The sequence below is a fragment of the Pseudoalteromonas sp. A22 genome, from assembly GCF_018141345.1.
Classification (GTDB): Bacteria; Pseudomonadota; Gammaproteobacteria; order Enterobacterales; family Alteromonadaceae; genus Pseudoalteromonas; species Pseudoalteromonas maricaloris.
On the sequence record NZ_CP047238.1, the window covers coordinates 3,970,423 to 3,987,922 of the forward strand.

The window sequence follows — 17,500 nt, forward strand, 5'->3', positions numbered from 1 at the left end:
AAGTCGGAACTGTCATAACCATGGTAAGCAAATAATAGTGGCTGTCAGTGCTGTTTGTTCACTTCAATGCACTCAGCCCTGCTTGGAAAGTCTCGTTATCAGGGTGGAAGTGTAAACCTAACTGATAAAACGTTATCGCTTCTTGTTTTCGCCCTTCGTCTCGGGCATAAGTTGCAAGCCTTTCAAACGTCGCTGTTCGCGTTAATAGCGTATTCGGGTATACTGCGACCCAGCTTTTATACGCATTTAAGCCTACTTTATATCCACTGTTCCTAGCATGCAAAAAAGGAGGTTGGATGTCCTTGGTAATGCGTGTAAGCGCAGTTGCAGGTTGGTCAGCATCTTTGTGAAAAAATGCGAGATTACCTTTGTACAAACCAATCTCTGCACTAACAAACTGATCTATTCGATAACGGCCATTCTCTGTTGGTAAGAGTTCGTATGGCATCCTAGTGCCAAATGAGTTATCTAAAAGTAACCTTCCATTTTTTACAAAGACGGTAACTATTTCATTAAACGGCGAAAAAAAGCCTCTATTGATATTGTAATAATGCCCCACCATATCCGCATGCTGAGATTTATTTGACGCCATTTTAGAGCCATTGATTGCTCGTCCCCAGTTGCGCTCACTAATTATGGAGCTAATTACGGATTCAATAACAGGGATACGGCTTTTGTGTGCTCCGTTGCCAAAAATGATAATTGCTTTCCCTCCCTCCATTGTCGCCATCACTTGTCCGCCAAACCCCGCTCCGTAGCCTGAATGAGAAAACCATTCGAGGTTTCCGTCAGCCATATACCTCATCCAACCTAATCCCCATCCACCTGCCTTTTTTAGTGTCTGAATTTTAGTTGTTTCTCTTGCAACTCTTGGTGAAATTACTGTTCCAGACTGGTGTCGTAAAGCACGTTGAAAATCAATAATCAGTTTTGCCATATCTGTCGGAGTCGTCCACATCCCCGCAGCAGCTACTTGCGGATAGATAGGAAGCCCAGTCCCACCCGCAAGTGTACCGTCAAAATTGTGCGCTTTAGCCACATTCTTTGGGAAATTTGGACTACCGTACTGCTGCAAGGTGCTATTGGTCATTTCAATTGGCTTAAAAAGCATATTCTGAGCTATCTGAGCTATGGGTTGCCCTACCACATCCTCAATAACCATCTGCGCAATAACAAAACCGCCTCCGCTATAACTAAAGCGGCTTCCAGGAGAGGATTGAACAGTAATAGGGTCCGCAGGCTTCTTTAACTTTTTACCGTTTAAACTTTCAACCAGAGTAGGTATGTCATCTCCCGTAAAATAAGCAGAATATCCGCTTTGATTCACCCCACCGCTATGACTGAGCAAGTGGCGCAACGTAACGGGTTGTTGGGTTGTATATTTGTTTTCAGGGAGTTTCCACCTCCGCAGGTAATTGTTTACAGGCACGTCTAAGTTCAGTCTGTTTTGTTCCGATAATTGAGTTGCAATGATGGCAGTTATCACTTTTGAAATAGAAGCTGCGCCAAAAGCGGTATGCTGATTTATGTACTCTCCAGCACCACGTTCCTTTTTTCCATATGAGCCGATAAATGCCACTTCGTAATTCTCCACTACCGCAACACTTAGCCCGGGCAAATTGTGCTGCTTGAGTAATGCTTCAAAGTCCACGTTCGCAAAATTAACAGGTTGTTTTGCTGATGCCGCAACTGAAAACAAAGCAAACAATAAAAATAAACACCTTAAAAGCTTCATAAAACTGCTTTTCCTTTTAATAAATGTGCAGACCGCAGTGGTTGTGCTGTCATGTGTCTGAAAGTTATATAGAATGTGGGTTTGAATATATCTATGAAATTCCTTTTTGCTCGCTTTTTTATGCTAACGGTCGGTTTTTTTATGCTAACGGTAGGTTTTTTTCAGGGTGTCACCTGTCTTTTTTCCAGACATAGTTCAATTTGTGCAGGCCACGTTTTACGTTTTTGTGTGGTGATAAGTCTATTTTATTCAATAATGGTAAACGCCACCTCAACCTCTCCCGTTCATATCTCATCAGTATCTGTCTGTCAGGATGTATCTAAAAATACACAGGGAAGACTGACAAAAGTCGAAAACTGTAGAGCAGTGTCAATCAATCAGGTCAACCCAAAGCAATCATTAGTTTGGATACAAGTTCATTTCGACGTGGCAAACGCAGGGCAACCTAGGGAGCGCCCTCTTGGACTGGTTCTGTCAGCCGAAGCATCTACGACGGTTTATCTTAATGGAGTAAAAATCGGCCGCAATGGCTCGCCAGCTGAGGAAGCAAAAAATGAAGTTGCCGGCCGCATAGATAAGAGTTTCTATTTACCTGACAGCCTCCTTATAAAACAACACAATGCTTTAGTCATTGAGCTATCTTCACATAACAGGCTATTACAAATTGATCCGCCTATACAAAGGTTGCTTATCACCGATTATCAAACGCCTAAGGACTACCTTGCAAACCACTACCTACCCGTGTTTATTCCGTTTGGTATTTTAATTCTCGGTTTTATCTATTCATCTGTATTAGCCTTCCAAAGTAATAATACCAAACACAATCTATTCATCCCTATTGCATCACTTTTCGCAGTTATCCAATTAATTGCTGAAGTATCACGCGGGTTGTTTGATTACAGTTACCCATACAATGGGATCAGGATGCTAACTATTCTTTGCTCAAGCTTAATGGTTTCATTCTTTTTATTGAGTTATGTATGTAAACGCTTTTTAACACAAAGGGGAAAAACAGCCTTAACCGTTGGTTGTGTAACGACCCTCATACTTGTCTTGTTACTGGATCACTTGGAATCAAAAACGCTTGCATCAGTACTGCTCCCAGTGGGAATAGGCACATTAATTACCGGGTATGCCGCGATAAAGAAAGCCCACAACGCGCTGCCACATAGCATAGCACTGTTTGCATTTGTTTTATTGACTGTTAGTAGCCCAAACCAGTTTTTAGATATTTACTACTACTATTGCATTGCATTGCTTTTCGTCTTCTTTTTTGCTCAACATGCTATCGATTATAAGAAAGAACAGGGAAAAAAGCGGTTTGAGCAAGATCGGGCAGATCGATTACAGCGCATATTGGACGAACAGAAAGAGCGGGAGCAACCATCTAAAATAAAAATCAGCCATGCTGGAAAAACAGACTTTATATCTTGCGAAGAAATTTGTTTTTGTAAGGGGGCAAGAGATTATGTTGAGCTGGTTATTAATAATAGGGGAAGTGTATTGCACCACAACAGCTTGTCTGAACTTGAAAGTACACTTCCAACCACTTTTTTACGGGTTCATCGCTCGTACATAGTAAATACCCAGTTCATAACATCATTATCCAGAAGCGCATCAGGAACCGGTATTTTACATTTATCGACAGGTGACGAAGTTCCAGTTAGTCGCAGGATCATGCCCAAAGTTCGTGATGCATTAGGTTAGATACCTGCAGATTCGGCTAACTCTAGCGTTATTTCACGCTCAAGCGGAAACTGCTCTTTGACTTGCAGCACATCCTGCCGCCACTCGAGCAAATAGAACATGGATAGTTCAAGATCGGATAATAAATGGTGGGTTCGCTTAGATTTATAACCAAAGACTCGATGTACACGGCCATCAGATGGTGCATCGTACACCGTTAGCCACGGCTTGTAATCCTGATACTCGCCTGTACCACGCCCCTCTTTAATCCACTTACGATATTGCGCCTCAGTATGGCCAATCTTCCTAGACATAATATACCGCTATAACTGATTGAAATTTCAGCATAGCTAGAGTGAAAGTGTGATGCAAGCACCTCAGAGTCAAACTATATACTTTCTAAATGACTTAACTATCTGAAAATATAAGTACCCATTGATTGCTCTACTTATCGTATTGTAGAGGACAAACCAAGTGCCTCCTTCAAAACTAAGCGACTTTAACCTATGAGCAGGGTTCATCGACAAAAGCGCGTCACTCATCGAGAATACTTTTCCATCAATAGGTACTAGGTTGAGCCAGTAATAATTAAAACTATCTTTAAAGTGCGAGCAATAAAATACAGCACTCTCAAAGGATTTTTCTAAAATGAAAAAGTTTACAAGTATCGGCGTTAATACAAGGTTGAAGCATAAAAGAATTACCAGTGCTCTTAACCAATTTGTACCATGTTCGGATGTAAACTCTCCAAGTTGCAATGATACTCTATCAGCCCAAGCAACTAATTTAGATTCACTTTCTTCGCTTTTAAGTAAAGAAACCTTAGTATTGAGATAACTTCTTCTAAACTGAAGCCCTTGCTCTAAATCACCATCATCGACTAGCATTTTGTAAACTTTGAAACAGTAGCTTCTCAATAAACTATTACCCGACTTATATACGGGGTTCAGGGGCCATCTTGTACCAGTAGAGCTGGCACTTTGAAACTGAACTTTATCTATTTCAAAATGTGCAAATGAACAAAAGTCACAATCTTTAAAATCCGACTCTCCAAAAGAGATTGATTTAAATAGCACTGATGTTTTGCTCTGGCCTACCAAAGCACGAAAATCATGAATGGAAAGTTTGCCACTGCCACAACTAAAACCATTAACAGAAAACTTACTCACTCCTTGTTTAGCAGTAAGAGATAACTCATTGGTTAAGAAAAGCTTACTCAGTTCTAAGTTATCGGCATCCCCAAAACTAATATCTAGCCGACCATCAATACTATCTTTCAATGAGATCTTGTGACTAGAATTGCTCTCAAATTTGAACCCTGAATCAACAATTAAACCCTGTTCTATTTCCAAGTTACAAAATTTGGACGTGCTTTTGTGCCAAAACTTTGAAAAGTGGCTATTAATAAGCTGAATCAAGTTAATGGATGTGCATATAGATTTGAAGTTCCCACACTCACTGTTACTGACTGTCAAAGTCTCTATGGGGCAAGAATCATCATTGTGGATCTCAAGAAGTTCAACTGAAGAGCCTTCTATCTTGAGGTTTTTTACTTTCGAGTTTTTCAGAATCAGTCTCTTGAGCTTCGAGTTTTGTTCGATATATAGACACTCAATATTTGCATCAGCAATACCGACGCCATCGACTTCACTTTCACGTATTATTAGCTCATCAATATCACTTTTTGTTTCGATTGTTCCTAGAGAATTCTTAAAAAAGAAAACATCACTCCTATGTGGACCGTTAATTGTGATTAGCTCTAATTCGCGCTCATTGAGTTCACGCTTAACCCCATCAATCTCAATTATCTGCTTAACCATACTCTATCTCAAATATCCGAGGCTCTTCGACCCTTACAATACTAAGCGATACAGTTGAACATCACAAAATCAAAAAAGCCGACTCAACGTCGGCTTTTTTACATTTAATGCTCAGTATGAAACTTTATTACTTAGGATGATACTTTAATACTTGGGATGAAACTATATTTCTAAGTCACAACATGAGGCGCTTGCGCGCCTTTTCTTATTCTACCGTTACACTCTTTGCGAGATTTCTCGGTTGGTCAACATCGGTGCCTTTGATCACGGCTACGTAGTATGAAAGTAGCTGTAGTGGGATGGTGTAAACCACTGGAGCGATGATGTTTTCGACGTGGTTGACGTTCATTACTCGCATGGTGTCGTCTGAGGCAAAGTTTGAGTCTTTGTCCGCGAATACATAGATGATACCGCCGCGTGCGCGCACTTCTTCAACGTTTGATTTGAGCTTTTCAAGCAGCTCATTGTTTGGTGCAACGACGATAATTGGCATATCCGCGTCGATAAGCGCTAGCGGGCCGTGTTTTAGCTCGCCTGCCGCATAGGCTTCAGCGTGGATGTAGGAGATCTCTTTAAGCTTTAGCGCGCCTTCCATTGCGATTGGATATTGTGAGCCGCGACCTAGGAACAATGAGTGATGTTTGTCGGCAAATTCTTCTGCAAGAAGTTCAATACCATCGGCCATCGTTAGGGTTTCTTCAAGCTTGGTTGGCAGGGTTTTGATGGCGTTGACGATTGCGCTTTGATCACGGCCTTTTTCCTGCGCGATCGATGCAGTTAGCATCAATAAGCCAACTAGTTGAGTTGTAAATGCTTTGGTTGATGCCACCCCAATTTCAGCGCCAGCTTTGGTCATAAAGGCAAGATCTGACTCACGTACTAGCGATGAGCCTGGTACGTTACAAATGGTCATCGATGCCATATAGCCTTGCTCTTTGGCAAGACGCAGTGCCGCGAGCGTGTCTGCGGTTTCGCCCGATTGTGAAATGGTTACCAGTAGGCTGTTTTCGTGAACGAATGAGTCGCGGTAGCGAAACTCTGAGGCGATTTCAACGTTACAGCTTACGCCTGCAAATTGCTCCAGCCAGTAGCGCGCCACCATGCCTGAGTGGTAAGACGTACCACACGCGATGATCTGTACGTGTTTTACATCTTTAAAAATTTCGTTGGCTTTGTCGCCAAATGCGTCGATACTAACGCGATCGTTGTCTAAACGGCCTTCAAGTGTATTACGTACGGCCATTGGCTGCTCGTAGATTTCTTTTAGCATGTAGTGGCGGTATTCGCCTTTGCCCGACACATCTTGAGTGATGTTAGACTCAACCACTTCGCGCTCTACAGGATTGCCGTTAATGTCGAAGATTTCTACCGTTTCGCGAGTAATGCGTGCTACATCGCCTTCTTCTAAGAAGATAAAGCTGCGGGTTACTGGTAATAGCGCGAGTTGATCAGAGGCAATAAAGTTTTCACCAAGGCCAAGGCCGATAACTAGTGGGCTGCCTGAGCGTGCCACGATGATTTCATCTTGATTGGCTTTATCAAATAATACCGTGCCGTATGCACCTTCAAGCTGTTTTACCGCTGCTTGCACGGCAGCAAGTAATGTAGTGTGTTGCTGTCTGAGTTGATGGATAAGATGTACCATCACTTCGGTGTCGGTGTCAGATAAAAACTCGTAGCCGTCTTCTTTTAATGCCGCGCGCAAACCTTCGTGGTTTTCAATAATGCCGTTGTGTACTAGCGCAATTTCGCTGTTAGAAATATGCGGGTGCGCGTTAGCTTCTGTTACGCCGCCGTGTGTTGCCCAGCGCGTGTGCGCGATACCGGTAGTACCTTTTACTTCAGCATTTTCAAGCGCAGATTCTAGGTTTACCACTTTACCTACGGCTTTCACGCTGTTGAGTACACCACCTTCGCAAAGCGCGACACCCGCAGAGTCATAACCACGGTACTCAAGGCGTTTTAGACCTTCGATAAGAATTTTGTTTACTGGACGCTCAGCAACAGCGCCTACGATTCCACACATAATCTCTCCATTATTTGCACGTTGTGTGTAGTTCAGCACAGATAAGTTGTATGCCACGCGCTTCGATCGCTTGGCGGAGGTCATCGGCCAAGTTGTTGTCGGTGATCAAAGTGGTGATCTGTGCCCAAGGTATTTCTAAATTCGGAATTTTACGGCCAATCTTGTCGGATTCGACCATCACAATCACTTCACGGGCTGACTTTGCCATCACACGGCTCAGCCCAATTAATTCGTTGAATGTGGTTGTGCCGCGCTCTACATCAATGCCATCGGCACCAATAAAAAGCTGATCAAAGTCATAGGATTGCAGTACTTGCTCCGCCACCTGCCCTTGAAAGGATTCTGAGTGCGGATCCCACGTCCCGCCGGTCATCAATAAGGTTGGTTCATTCTCCAGTGATAACAAGCGATTAGCGATATTCATCGCATTGGTCATCACGACTAAGCCGCGCTTTTGCGCAAGCTCAGGAATTAGGGTTTCAGTGGTTCTGCCGCTATCGATAATGATGCGATTGTGATCTTTAATCAGCTCGGCGGCCGCTTTGGCAATGGCCGTTTTACGTACCGAGTCTTGCTCGTCTTTACCTGATGCAGTGATCTCTTTAGGAAGGGCAATCGCACCGCCATAGCGGCGTAGTAACAGACCACTTTTTTCTAGTGCCGTTAAATCCTTACGAATCGTAACTTCTGACGTTTCAAACTCAGCGGCGAGTGATTCTACGCTTACTTCACCGTATTCATTCACCCATGAAAGAATGGTATGTCTGCGCTGTTGAGTGTTTCGTTTAGTCATCAAATAAGTTTCGTTTCGAAATTTAAGGCGATTATAGTCGAAACTTCAAAACCTAAACAAGTTAAATTTTGCACTGAACAAATTTTAACTGGAAATATTTTGGTCATCAGGATACATTTCCCAGTTGAGGTACTTAAAAGGATAATTAAATGAACAAAAACTTAATAACATCAATACTTTGTTGTTCACTATTACTAGCAGGATGCGGCGGTTCAGGCGGTGACACCACACCAGTCAATCAGGATAGCGGCAAAAATGGAAATAATGGCAACACGGATTCAAATAACGATAATACAGATTCAGGAACGGATACCACGACTAAGCCAGTCGCTAAAATTCAGGCAAGTGCCTTTGGGGAGACAGGCAACGTCATTCAGCTTAGCACTGCGGGAAGTACGATCCCTGAAAATGCCGAAATAACATGGCAGTGGCAAGCCAAACCCCAAGGCAGTAACGCTCAGTTATCTAACCCTAACACTAAGCAAGCGCAATTTACCGCTGATGTTGCAGGTAGCTACATAGTAGGACTAACAATCAAGTCAGGTAGTAACGAATCGACAACACAGTTTGAGATCCGTGTAAAAGAAAAAACTACACCAAGTGTGAACACGCCTCCTGTCGCTAATTTCACACTCACAAAACAGGAAATTGCCATCAACGAGCATCTACAGTTAGATGCGAGCAACAGCTCAGACTCAGACGGCGATAATCTCAGTTATAAATGGCAAGTTACTGCACCTGCTCATGTTGATGAATACACATTGGTAAGCCCTAACAATAACCTTGCCTCTTTCGCCTCTAAATTTGCGGGTGAATACACCATTACTTTAACCGTTTATGATGGTAAATCGTCACATAGCAAATCAGAAAAAGTCATCGTTATAGATAACCAGCCAGCTCTTAAAGCGGTTATTTCAGCACCTTCAGAGGTTACATTAAGCTCAATGACTTTTGTTGAGCTGAAAAGCGATGGTAGTCAGTATCAAGGCGCTGTAACACCGCTTTGGAGTTTTGACAGCAAGCCAAGCGGCAGCCAAGCCGCAATGGCAACACCAAATGGATTTCTCACCTCGCTTCAATTAGATAAGGCTGGACAATATAAAATCCGCTTTAGCCTTAAAGACAAACAGGGCCGTTTAAGTGAAGCAACCCATACCTTAACGGCCAAATTAGGCGAAGCAAACAAACCACTTGTATTCGTCGACGCGCCGGAGTCAACCAAAATCAATGAAGCCATCAAGCTTAGTGCCAAGCGAAGTAGAGATACAAGCGGAAGAACACTCTCCTTTAGTTGGACGTTTAAGCCATTTGAAGCCGGTTTGACCTATTCCGTTACGAATGAAGATACCGACACGGTGATTTTTACGCCTCACGGAGAGGGGACTTACCGTTATTTTGTGGAGGTAAGTAACGGTGAGCTAAGCCAAACTGCCAGTGGCGTGATAAAGAGCCACCCTGAAAATTATGGACCTACAGCGTCTATGAGCCCACAAATATCTACAGCTACGGAAGGGGAAACCAAAGTCTTTGTGGTATCCGCAGAAGATAAAGACGGCGATCCGCTCACTTATCGCTGGTCGCTTGAAACGAAGCCAGAGAATAGCACGGCAGTGCTCAATAATGCTGATAATCGCGCGTCAATTACCTTCGATGACGCTGGTAATTATGTACTGAAATGCATCGTGTCTGATGGCAAGGTTGAACTGGTAGTCGCGGCATTCATCAAAGTAAGTGCTGTTCAAAATAGCGCTCCAGTAATTACGGCGCTGGACTATCAAGGTGTACTGAAAACAGGTTCAGCACTGTGGATAACTCCAACTGTTATGGATAGCGACAGCAATGCAAACAATTTGACCTATTTTTGGAAGGTGGTTGCTCCGTCAGGCGAAGTGGTTGACAGTACCGCTGCACATGACTCGAACCTACAATTCACTCCTGTAGCATCAGGCGACTATCAGGTAAGTTTAAGTGTTGTTGATGAAAAGTCCGCTTCCGTTGCAACTAAAACGATAACACTTTCAGTAGAATAAGATCTCTCTACTCGATAACTTTTAAGGCTTAAGCGCTCACTGGTGGGCGCTTAAGCCTTTTTGTTTAAACTGTTATGTCGGATGGAGTTAAGTGACGGATCTCCATATTGCTGATATGCGTTCCCGAAGAGTCCTCAGGACCAATTTCATCATAGGCAGACTCAACTCTGAGGTAGGCTTGAGTTGCACCGAGCTCCGCCAGCTTTGTCTCAGCCTCTCGCAGCGAGTTAAACGGCGTTAGTTTACCCTCGGCATGCATTAAGATATGCAAGTTCCCATCAACATCCTGACCACCAGCTAAGTAGTGATTTGAATCCGCGTAGCTAAGCACGATGGCATGAAGTTCTTTATTAGCGATTTTTTCTTTGAGTGTGGCAGCAAGCATAATGCTCTCCTCGTTTAACCGATTAATAATTAAACGACCCTTGTGCGTGTTTGGTTCACCTTGGTTGTCGTGAATGTTTTGTCGCAAACCTGTCGTGATAAATCACGACCTACCATCCAACCGTAGGTCGAGGTTTACCTCGACAGATTTAATCGAAGGGATTATCTTTAAAATTCATCTCTCAATTGCAAGGAATGCACATGAGCTGGAATGACCTGAGAAAAGGCAGGATATCAATCCCGTATGCGGAATACTTCATTACGTTTAACTGCCATAAACGCACGCCCTATTTTACGGATTATCGGCTGGCACGATTGTTTTGCCAATCTATCTCACATAATGAACAAAAGTTTGAATGCTGCTGGCAAACATGGGTGTTAATGCCAGATCACTTTCATGGCTTACTGACACTTGGAAATACGCAACTAGGTAAGGTTGTTGGAGAATTAAAAGGCAGAACAGCTTACCTGCTAAATAACCTGAGCTGCGGATAATTAATGCCTTTCTAGCAGCCAGTTTTATTAGCGCTAACTGCGTTGAATTCACTTCCAATAGCCAGCTATTGGTGCGTAAATTCGCCTTGCCTACAGGATGTAGGTACCTTAGCGAGAGCAGGACGCGGAAGCGGTGTTTTCCCTAAAACTCTCTGGCTAGACAAGGAGAAAACTAAGTTGTGCTTTAGCAACAATGAGTTGGAACATTCCTTATCCAAACCTCAGGTTAAATAAACAATTGGATTCAAAATACAGAATTTGGCAAAGCGCGTATTACGATCATATGCTCAGGTCCACAGAAGATAGGCATACCATTGCCCGGTATATTGCTGCAAACCCACTAAGAACCAAGCTAGTAAACCGCATTGGTGATTATCCTTATTGGAACTCACACTTTCTGTGATTGGCTGGTTAAAGGCGCTCTTCCCAACTCAGTTAACACACTTCTATACACCGACAAGTTGCCTTCCGCCATCACCTCAATGGCAAATTCACTGCACATTTTAGCGCGGCCTTTACGGCCCATTTGTTCTCGTAAAATCGGGTCCTGCAATAAACGATTAAGATCTTGGATAAACTGAACTTGATTACCAACCGGAGCGAGTAACCCGGTTTCATTGTGCGCAACCGCTTCGGGAATGCCACCGGCAGCAAAGCCCACAACAGGCACACCAGATGCGCTACTTTGTAATAACGCGACACCTAGCCCTTCCATCGATGCTGGATGTGCAACAATATCAACCGCCGGTAAAATACGCGCTACGTCTTGTCGAAATCCCACCAGCTGGACAATTTTTTGCAGCCCCAGTTCATCTATACGCGCCTGATACTGTTGCTGCTTTGGCCCTCGACCAAACAGTAATACGCGCAAATTAGGATGCTCAACAATGAGTTGTTTGGCTGCACGCATGATCACATCTTGCCCTTTGCGCTCTATCAGCTGCGCAAAATTAGCCACAACCAAGGCATTTTGTGGCAGTTCAAACTCATCAAGCAGCCATTGCCGCTCCGCACTACTTGGTGCGAAGCGCTGGGTATCGACTGCACTGTGGACTAACTTTACTTGCTCAGAGGCGACACCTTGCGAGAGTAATACTTGGCGGATCCCCTCTGAGATAGCGATAACTTTATCGTAGGCTGGGTATTTTAATTTTGACCACCAGCGTGGCTCGGTGTTGTCGACTCGTCTCGATAAAATAACAGGGACATTAAGCGACTTCGCGGCAAGTAATCCCCAAGTATCAACCCCTCGACGGCTGTGAATATGAACACAATCAGGCCGATGGTGGGCAATAGCCCTTCGTAACCGCAACCATTGCATGACATCGAGATCGCCTGCCATTTTTACAGGCTCTACAACTACTTGCTTATCAACGGCTGCAATCATTTCACTATTTGGCGGGCAAACCAGTACGTTTTCAATGCCCTTTTGCTGCAACGCTTGGGTTAAATATACCACTTGTTGTGCGCCGCCATATAAGTGACGACCCGCTTCAATATGCAGAACTTTCATAGTACTTCTCCTAGTGCGCTCGAGACTCTTTGTGGCGTGAGACCTACCATACAATCAAAACGAGCCTCACAGGTTGGCCGGCGTTTGCATGGTGAGCAAGCAAGTTTATCGCTCAACACGCGACCATTTGGATTGAAGGTGTTTTCATACGGTAAGGTTGAACCAAACAATGCAATAACCGGGGTATGATGCGCCATCGCCATGTGAGTTAGCCCTGTATCGACGCCAATCACACCTTTTGCCCCCCGAATGATCTCGCTGCACTCCAGCAATGTCGTTTTCCCGGTTAGATTAATGATCCCCGGCATCTGTTTTTCTAAACGCTCGCTATGAGCGATATCACTTGGTCCACCCAATATAATAATATGCGCACAAATAGACTGATTTACTTGTTTATACAACTCACGCCAATGCCCATCTGCCCAGTGTTTCTGTGCTCTCGTTGTAAACGGGCAAAACACCACATAAGGTTGACCTTGAGTATGCTCCAATAGCAGTGCTTCTGTGTGTTGTTGTGTCTCGTTCGAGGCAATGAGCGAGTATTGAAACGCCGTTTCTGGCGCACCAAAAAATTTCGCTGCAGCTCTGTATTCCGAGCTGATATCAGCAGACCAAGGCGAGGTCACTACCTTATTCATAAGCCACTGACTGCCCTCACGACTATTGATCCCAACCTTATATTGAGCGCCACTAAGCCAAGCTAGCACGCCACTTTTAAGGAGTCCTTGGGCGTCGAGCACTAAGTCAAATTGTCGACTAGCCAACTGCTTTTTAAAGCTACTAACTCGCTTCAGTAGCGCTATGATCCCTTTTGCTTTTCGCACTTTTTGCCATTCATTACGAGGCCACAGGATCACCTCATCTAGCAATGGATTTTGTTGCAGCAAGGTCGCGCCAGCAGGCTCTGCTAACCAGCTCAGTTTTGCTTCTGGGTAACGTGCCTTTAGTGCAGAAATAAGACCTGACGCCATCACGATGTCACCAATGGCACTGAGTCGGACAATAAGGATATTGTTGTATTGCATTGTTATCTGATCACCATTGGATGTAATCGGGTACTATGAACTGGCCGTTGCGCTTGCTTTAACTGATATAAAACTTGCAATGTGGTTTTGTGTAGTGCGCCATTATGCTTTGCGATTGCGGCTTGCCCAGCCTGTACTTGTTGTGCTGTTGTCGCACTATTTTGCCAAAAGCCGATGACTTCTCTGGCTATTTGCTGTGGTTCGTTACCCTCAACAAAGGCACCAGCTTGACTCAGCGGCGCACATATATCTTCACAATTTCGTCGACTACTACCCATTACGACAGCAGCCCCTTGGACAATGGCTTCGGCAGGATTATGACCACCGAGCTTAACTAACGAGCCACCAATAAAGGCAACGTGGGCATCACGATAAAACGCAAATAGTTTGCCCATCGTATCGAGCAGATACACTTGCGTATTTGCAGTTAGTGTTGGCGCGTGCGAGTAACGCTGACAGCTCAGCCCGCTTGCTTGCAGCAGCCGCCATACGTCATCAAATCTTTCAGGATGACGCGGTGCGATAATTAGCTGAGCTGCTGGATTTTGCTGTAACAACTGTTTATGCGCTGCGACCACCGCTATTTCTTCAGTGTCATGCGTACTCCCCGCAATCCATGTCAAATGAGAGGGCTTTTGCGCTGGGTCGGCGTGTTTAAGCTCTGGCCAATCGTACTTGATATTACCGCACAGCATCAGTTTTTCTGGTGGTACACCCAACTCGCGAAAAGCTTGATAGCTTAGCTCACTTTGCGGCAGGATTTTATGCACCTTGGACACCATAAAGGTAAAAAGACCTAACATGTTGGCATAACGATTTTTTGATCTGTCGGTCATGCGAGCATTTACCAGCATCACTCGACTGCCTTGGTTGCGCGACTGGCGAATAAGGTTCGGCCACCACTCCATCTCAACTGACATGGTCAATACCGGATTAAAATGCGTCAAGAACGCACCAACCGTCAATTGAAAGTCCAATGGCAAATAGGTGTGGGTGACTTGCTCCCCCCAGTGGCGCTCAATATAGTTGGAACCCGCAACCGTGGTACAAGTAAAAACAATGGGTAAATGAGGATGCTGTTTACGCAGCTCAGGAATAAGTTTAGCAATAGCGGCGCATTCGCCGACAGAAACGCCATGTAAATGAATACAGGCGGGTAAACGCTTACAACCGTAGACACCTAAGCGCTGTAAAAAGTGCTTTTTATAACCCGGTTTACGTAGCCATTTTTTTAATAAGATCAGCGCAATCAAAGGTAAACACAACAACAGGATACTGTTATAAACACCAATCCAAAGTGAATTAGCTGATCTTCCACGAAGACGAGAGGTTGTCTTAACCTTAGCCATAGCCACACCTTGTTATTCAAGCATGAATTAACCCCAGTGTAACTATGGTTTTTGACACTAAATTGACAGCGAGCCATACCAATTTGCTTTACTAAGTGGCCTATTTTAAGTATTAAGTCAAATTGCTATCAACTACTCGTAGCGCAACGCTGATGAGGGGCGCCGGCTTGCAACCTTGTAGGTAACGAGCACAACGGTAAGCCAAGTAAGCAAGATCACAAGTAGGCCTGCGACTCCATAAATCCATATAGATTGATTTATCCGCTCATTAAAGCGATTAAGCCACTCACCAACTAGCCAATACGTCAGCGGGACTGCAAGTACCATACTCAATGCAGATAACCACAAATACTCTTTAGCAACCAAGCTAATTAATCCAATACGTGAAGCGCCTAACACTTTGCGGATAGCCAATTCCTTTTCTTTACGCAAGGTAGTAAATGACGCTAACCCAAATATTCCGAGTAAGGTCAGAAATATAGCTAAAGGACTAAAGATAGATAGCATGGTAAGCGTATAGAGTTCATTCTTGTGGGCCGCCAAGAACTCATCATTGAGAGATTGCACTTCTATATCACGACGATTGAGATGTGCAGCAAGAACTTGTTTAATTTCAGTGATCACGTTACCTGGATCAATGCCTTCAGCGATCTTTAATACCACATTTGCAGTTTCACCATCAACATGACCAAGCATCAATGAAGTAGGTTGTACTGCATTATTCACGGAACCAATTCTGATATCCTCAACTACACCCACGACATTGGCTGTCAACTTTCGCCTTGGCACGGTAACAGTGACGCCGATCACCTCATCAAGCTTCTCATATCCCGCTAAATGAGCCATTTTTTTGGTTATCAGGATAGCGACATGCGCCTCTCCATTTTGCTGTTCACGATACCAATCTCCAGCGTAATCGCGACTAAAGCCTCGCCCAGTAATCAACTTTAACCCGAGTACATCAATCACGTCATAACCCGTATTGATTACTGCTAACATGCCGTCATAGGTTTCGCCATTTGGCCAAGTGTAATGCATCCCACCGTTAATGGCGGTTGCATAATTGGTATCGCTCAATGTCCAACCAGCCACACCTGAGATCTGGCCTAACTCATCAAGCAATGCGTTTCCTTGTTGCTGATAGATCAGCTCTGAGGGCAATTCTCGAATGATAATTCGCTGTGCTTTTTCGTAACCTACATCCAACTGTTTTACCAGCATCATTTGTTGATAGAGCATGCTGATAGCTGCTATCAGCCCTACGCCAATCGCACCTTGTAAGCATAAGGTTATTTTGCGGATCCTTGCTGATGAACGCCCTCGACTAAAATCGCCACTTAACACTTTTTTCGCACCAAATGACGAGATAAATAAAGCTGGATATAGCCCAGAAAATAAACCAACCACTGTCAATGTAATTACAAGACCGAGCATAAATAGAGAGTTGTATACCAATGTCAGGGGCTGCGCGATTAACTGATTAAAGTGCGGCAATGCCAACTCAACGATTACAACCCCTAAAAACCCTGAAAACAGTACAGTCAGTAACGATTCTGACAGGAATTGTGTGACGAGTTGCGACTTACTGGCACCTAGCGCTTTACGTATGCCGACTTCTTTAGCACGCTTTGCAGCACTGGCAATATTGAAGTTAATAAAATTAGCGCTGGCTATGATCACAAGTAAAGTACTCAGCACAACGCTCACTTGCAGTGCCAAATAAGACCCTCCTTGCTTCATCTCTACGGTGCCATTGGTGTGAAAATGCAACTGGGTCAATGGAATAAACTGAAACTGGATATCTTTGAAGTTCGGGTTTTTAGCTCTTTTTTGCATCTCGCGCGTCATCTCTTGGGCTAACGCGTTGGGATCTGCTTCTGACTGCAACTTCAAATACACATGACTACTAAAAGGACCGCGCTGTAATTTGGGTAAGTACATCAGCACATCAAAATCAAAGTGTGTATTTGCTTCCAAATCCGCAAAAACAGCAGCCACTTCATAGCTTCCCCCATCGTATTCAAGTTGCCTGCCGATAACATCTGTGTCGCCAAACAAGCGCGTTGATTCTGTCTGACTAAGGGCGATAAGATTGGGCTGAGAAAGAGCCTGAGTTAAGTCTCCATGTAATACAGAGATATTCACAAACTCAGCCAAATTTGGCGTCGCAACATACGCCTTTTTGAACTTAAAGCGCTGACCTTTAACCTTCACGATATCCGCCATTGGTTCGCCACTATATTGTAACGATTCAATCCGACTAATAATCAACAGGTCCTTAATTTGACTGTGCTTTTGCATCAGCTGCGGCATTCTAGGGTCAATCGCACCGCGCACGCCCACACCCACAGAACGCAAATCTAAATGCACTCGGTAAACATGATTTGCATCAGGCTGATGTTTATCAACAATCAACTGACTTTGGGCAAATAAAGCCACGATAATTGCAGCAGCAATTCCAATGCTGAAACCGATGACATTGAGCAGTGTGAGTAGCTTTTGCTTTTTACTTACCCGAATTGCCGTACTCAAATATGAAGTGAGCATAGAAGATCCTTTTTAGTTATTTTTTATAAAGATATCCAGTACAAAGTCACTTGATTTTTCCACTCGCGATTGTGACTCACTTTTGAAATGACTGCTT

The 17,500-nt window shown here is 44.1% G+C and carries 13 protein-coding genes; 3 read left to right on the top strand and 10 right to left on the bottom strand.

What is annotated here, in order from left to right; genetic code table 11:
• Positions 1-58: 58 nt before the first annotated feature.
• Positions 59-1,651 carry a serine hydrolase domain-containing protein gene (locus GSF04_RS22770; RefSeq protein ID WP_211858880.1) on the bottom strand — a complete coding sequence of 531 codons (1,593 nt, stop codon included), beginning with the start codon at positions 1,649-1,651 and terminating at the stop codon, positions 59-61.
• 177 nt (positions 1,652-1,828) lie between these two features.
• Here GSF04_RS22770 and GSF04_RS22775 point away from each other — a divergent pair, with 177 nt between their 5' ends.
• The gene (locus tag GSF04_RS22775; protein WP_211858881.1) at positions 1,829-3,442 is read left to right on the top strand and encodes a LytTR family DNA-binding domain-containing protein; all 1,614 of its coding nucleotides are present in this window, start codon (positions 1,829-1,831) and stop codon (positions 3,440-3,442) included.
• Here the strand turns inward: GSF04_RS22775 and GSF04_RS22780 are convergent.
• The 4 genes from GSF04_RS22780 to GSF04_RS22795 all read right to left on the bottom strand — a co-directional run bounded on the left by GSF04_RS22780 (position 3,439) and on the right by GSF04_RS22795 (position 8,060).
• A complete protein-coding gene (locus GSF04_RS22780) occupies positions 3,439-3,735 on the bottom strand; it encodes a hypothetical protein (protein WP_249122430.1) in 297 nt (98 codons plus the stop codon). The genes GSF04_RS22775 and GSF04_RS22780 overlap by 4 nt on opposite strands.
• A 69-nt stretch (positions 3,736-3,804) precedes the next feature.
• Positions 3,805-5,241 carry a hypothetical protein gene (locus tag GSF04_RS22785; RefSeq protein WP_211858882.1) on the bottom strand — a complete coding sequence of 479 codons (1,437 nt, stop codon included), beginning with the start codon at positions 5,239-5,241 and terminating at the stop codon, positions 3,805-3,807.
• 205 nt (positions 5,242-5,446) lie between these two features.
• Positions 5,447-7,267 carry a glutamine--fructose-6-phosphate transaminase (isomerizing) gene (glmS, locus tag GSF04_RS22790; RefSeq protein WP_130165192.1) on the bottom strand — a complete coding sequence of 607 codons (1,821 nt, stop codon included), beginning with the start codon at positions 7,265-7,267 and terminating at the stop codon, positions 5,447-5,449.
• A 10-nt stretch (positions 7,268-7,277) separates the two neighbouring features.
• On the bottom strand, positions 7,278-8,060 hold the full coding sequence (locus GSF04_RS22795; RefSeq protein ID WP_010377680.1) for a DeoR family transcriptional regulator: 783 nt from the start codon (positions 8,058-8,060) through the stop codon (positions 7,278-7,280).
• 149 nt (positions 8,061-8,209) lie between these two features.
• Here GSF04_RS22795 and GSF04_RS22800 point away from each other — a divergent pair, with 149 nt between their 5' ends.
• A complete protein-coding gene (locus GSF04_RS22800; RefSeq protein WP_211858883.1) occupies positions 8,210-10,090 on the top strand; it encodes a PKD domain-containing protein in 1,881 nt (626 codons plus the stop codon).
• Between the two features lie 64 nt (positions 10,091-10,154).
• Here GSF04_RS22800 and GSF04_RS22805 read toward each other — a convergent pair whose 3' ends face one another.
• Positions 10,155-10,475 (bottom strand): DUF6482 family protein, encoded by a 321-nt coding sequence (locus tag GSF04_RS22805; RefSeq protein WP_039493248.1) that lies wholly within the window; start codon positions 10,473-10,475, stop codon positions 10,155-10,157.
• 200 nt (positions 10,476-10,675) lie between these two features.
• Between GSF04_RS22805 and GSF04_RS22810 the strand changes: the two genes are divergently transcribed.
• Positions 10,676-10,969, top strand: a complete 294-nt coding sequence (locus GSF04_RS22810) for a transposase (RefSeq protein ID WP_211858884.1) — start codon at positions 10,676-10,678, stop codon at positions 10,967-10,969.
• A 388-nt stretch (positions 10,970-11,357) separates the two neighbouring features.
• Here the strand turns inward: GSF04_RS22810 and GSF04_RS22815 are convergent, their stop codons facing one another.
• The 4 genes from GSF04_RS22815 to GSF04_RS22830 all read right to left on the bottom strand — a co-directional run bounded on the left by GSF04_RS22815 (position 11,358) and on the right by GSF04_RS22830 (position 17,403).
• Positions 11,358-12,482 carry a glycosyltransferase gene (locus GSF04_RS22815; RefSeq protein ID WP_211858885.1) on the bottom strand — a complete coding sequence of 375 codons (1,125 nt, stop codon included), beginning with the start codon at positions 12,480-12,482 and terminating at the stop codon, positions 11,358-11,360.
• Positions 12,479-13,507, bottom strand: coding sequence for a glycosyltransferase family 9 protein (locus GSF04_RS22820; RefSeq protein ID WP_211858886.1), 1,029 nt, complete (start codon positions 13,505-13,507; stop codon positions 12,479-12,481). Before GSF04_RS22820 ends, GSF04_RS22815 begins: the two co-directional genes overlap by 4 nt.
• 2 nt (positions 13,508-13,509) lie before the next feature.
• Positions 13,510-14,856, bottom strand: coding sequence for a 3-deoxy-D-manno-octulosonic acid transferase (locus tag GSF04_RS22825; protein WP_211858887.1), 1,347 nt, complete (start codon positions 14,854-14,856; stop codon positions 13,510-13,512).
• Positions 14,857-14,988: 132 nt separating this feature from the next.
• A complete protein-coding gene (locus GSF04_RS22830) occupies positions 14,989-17,403 on the bottom strand; it encodes an FtsX-like permease family protein (RefSeq protein ID WP_211858888.1) in 2,415 nt (804 codons plus the stop codon).
• Positions 17,404-17,500: the final 97 nt, after the last annotated feature.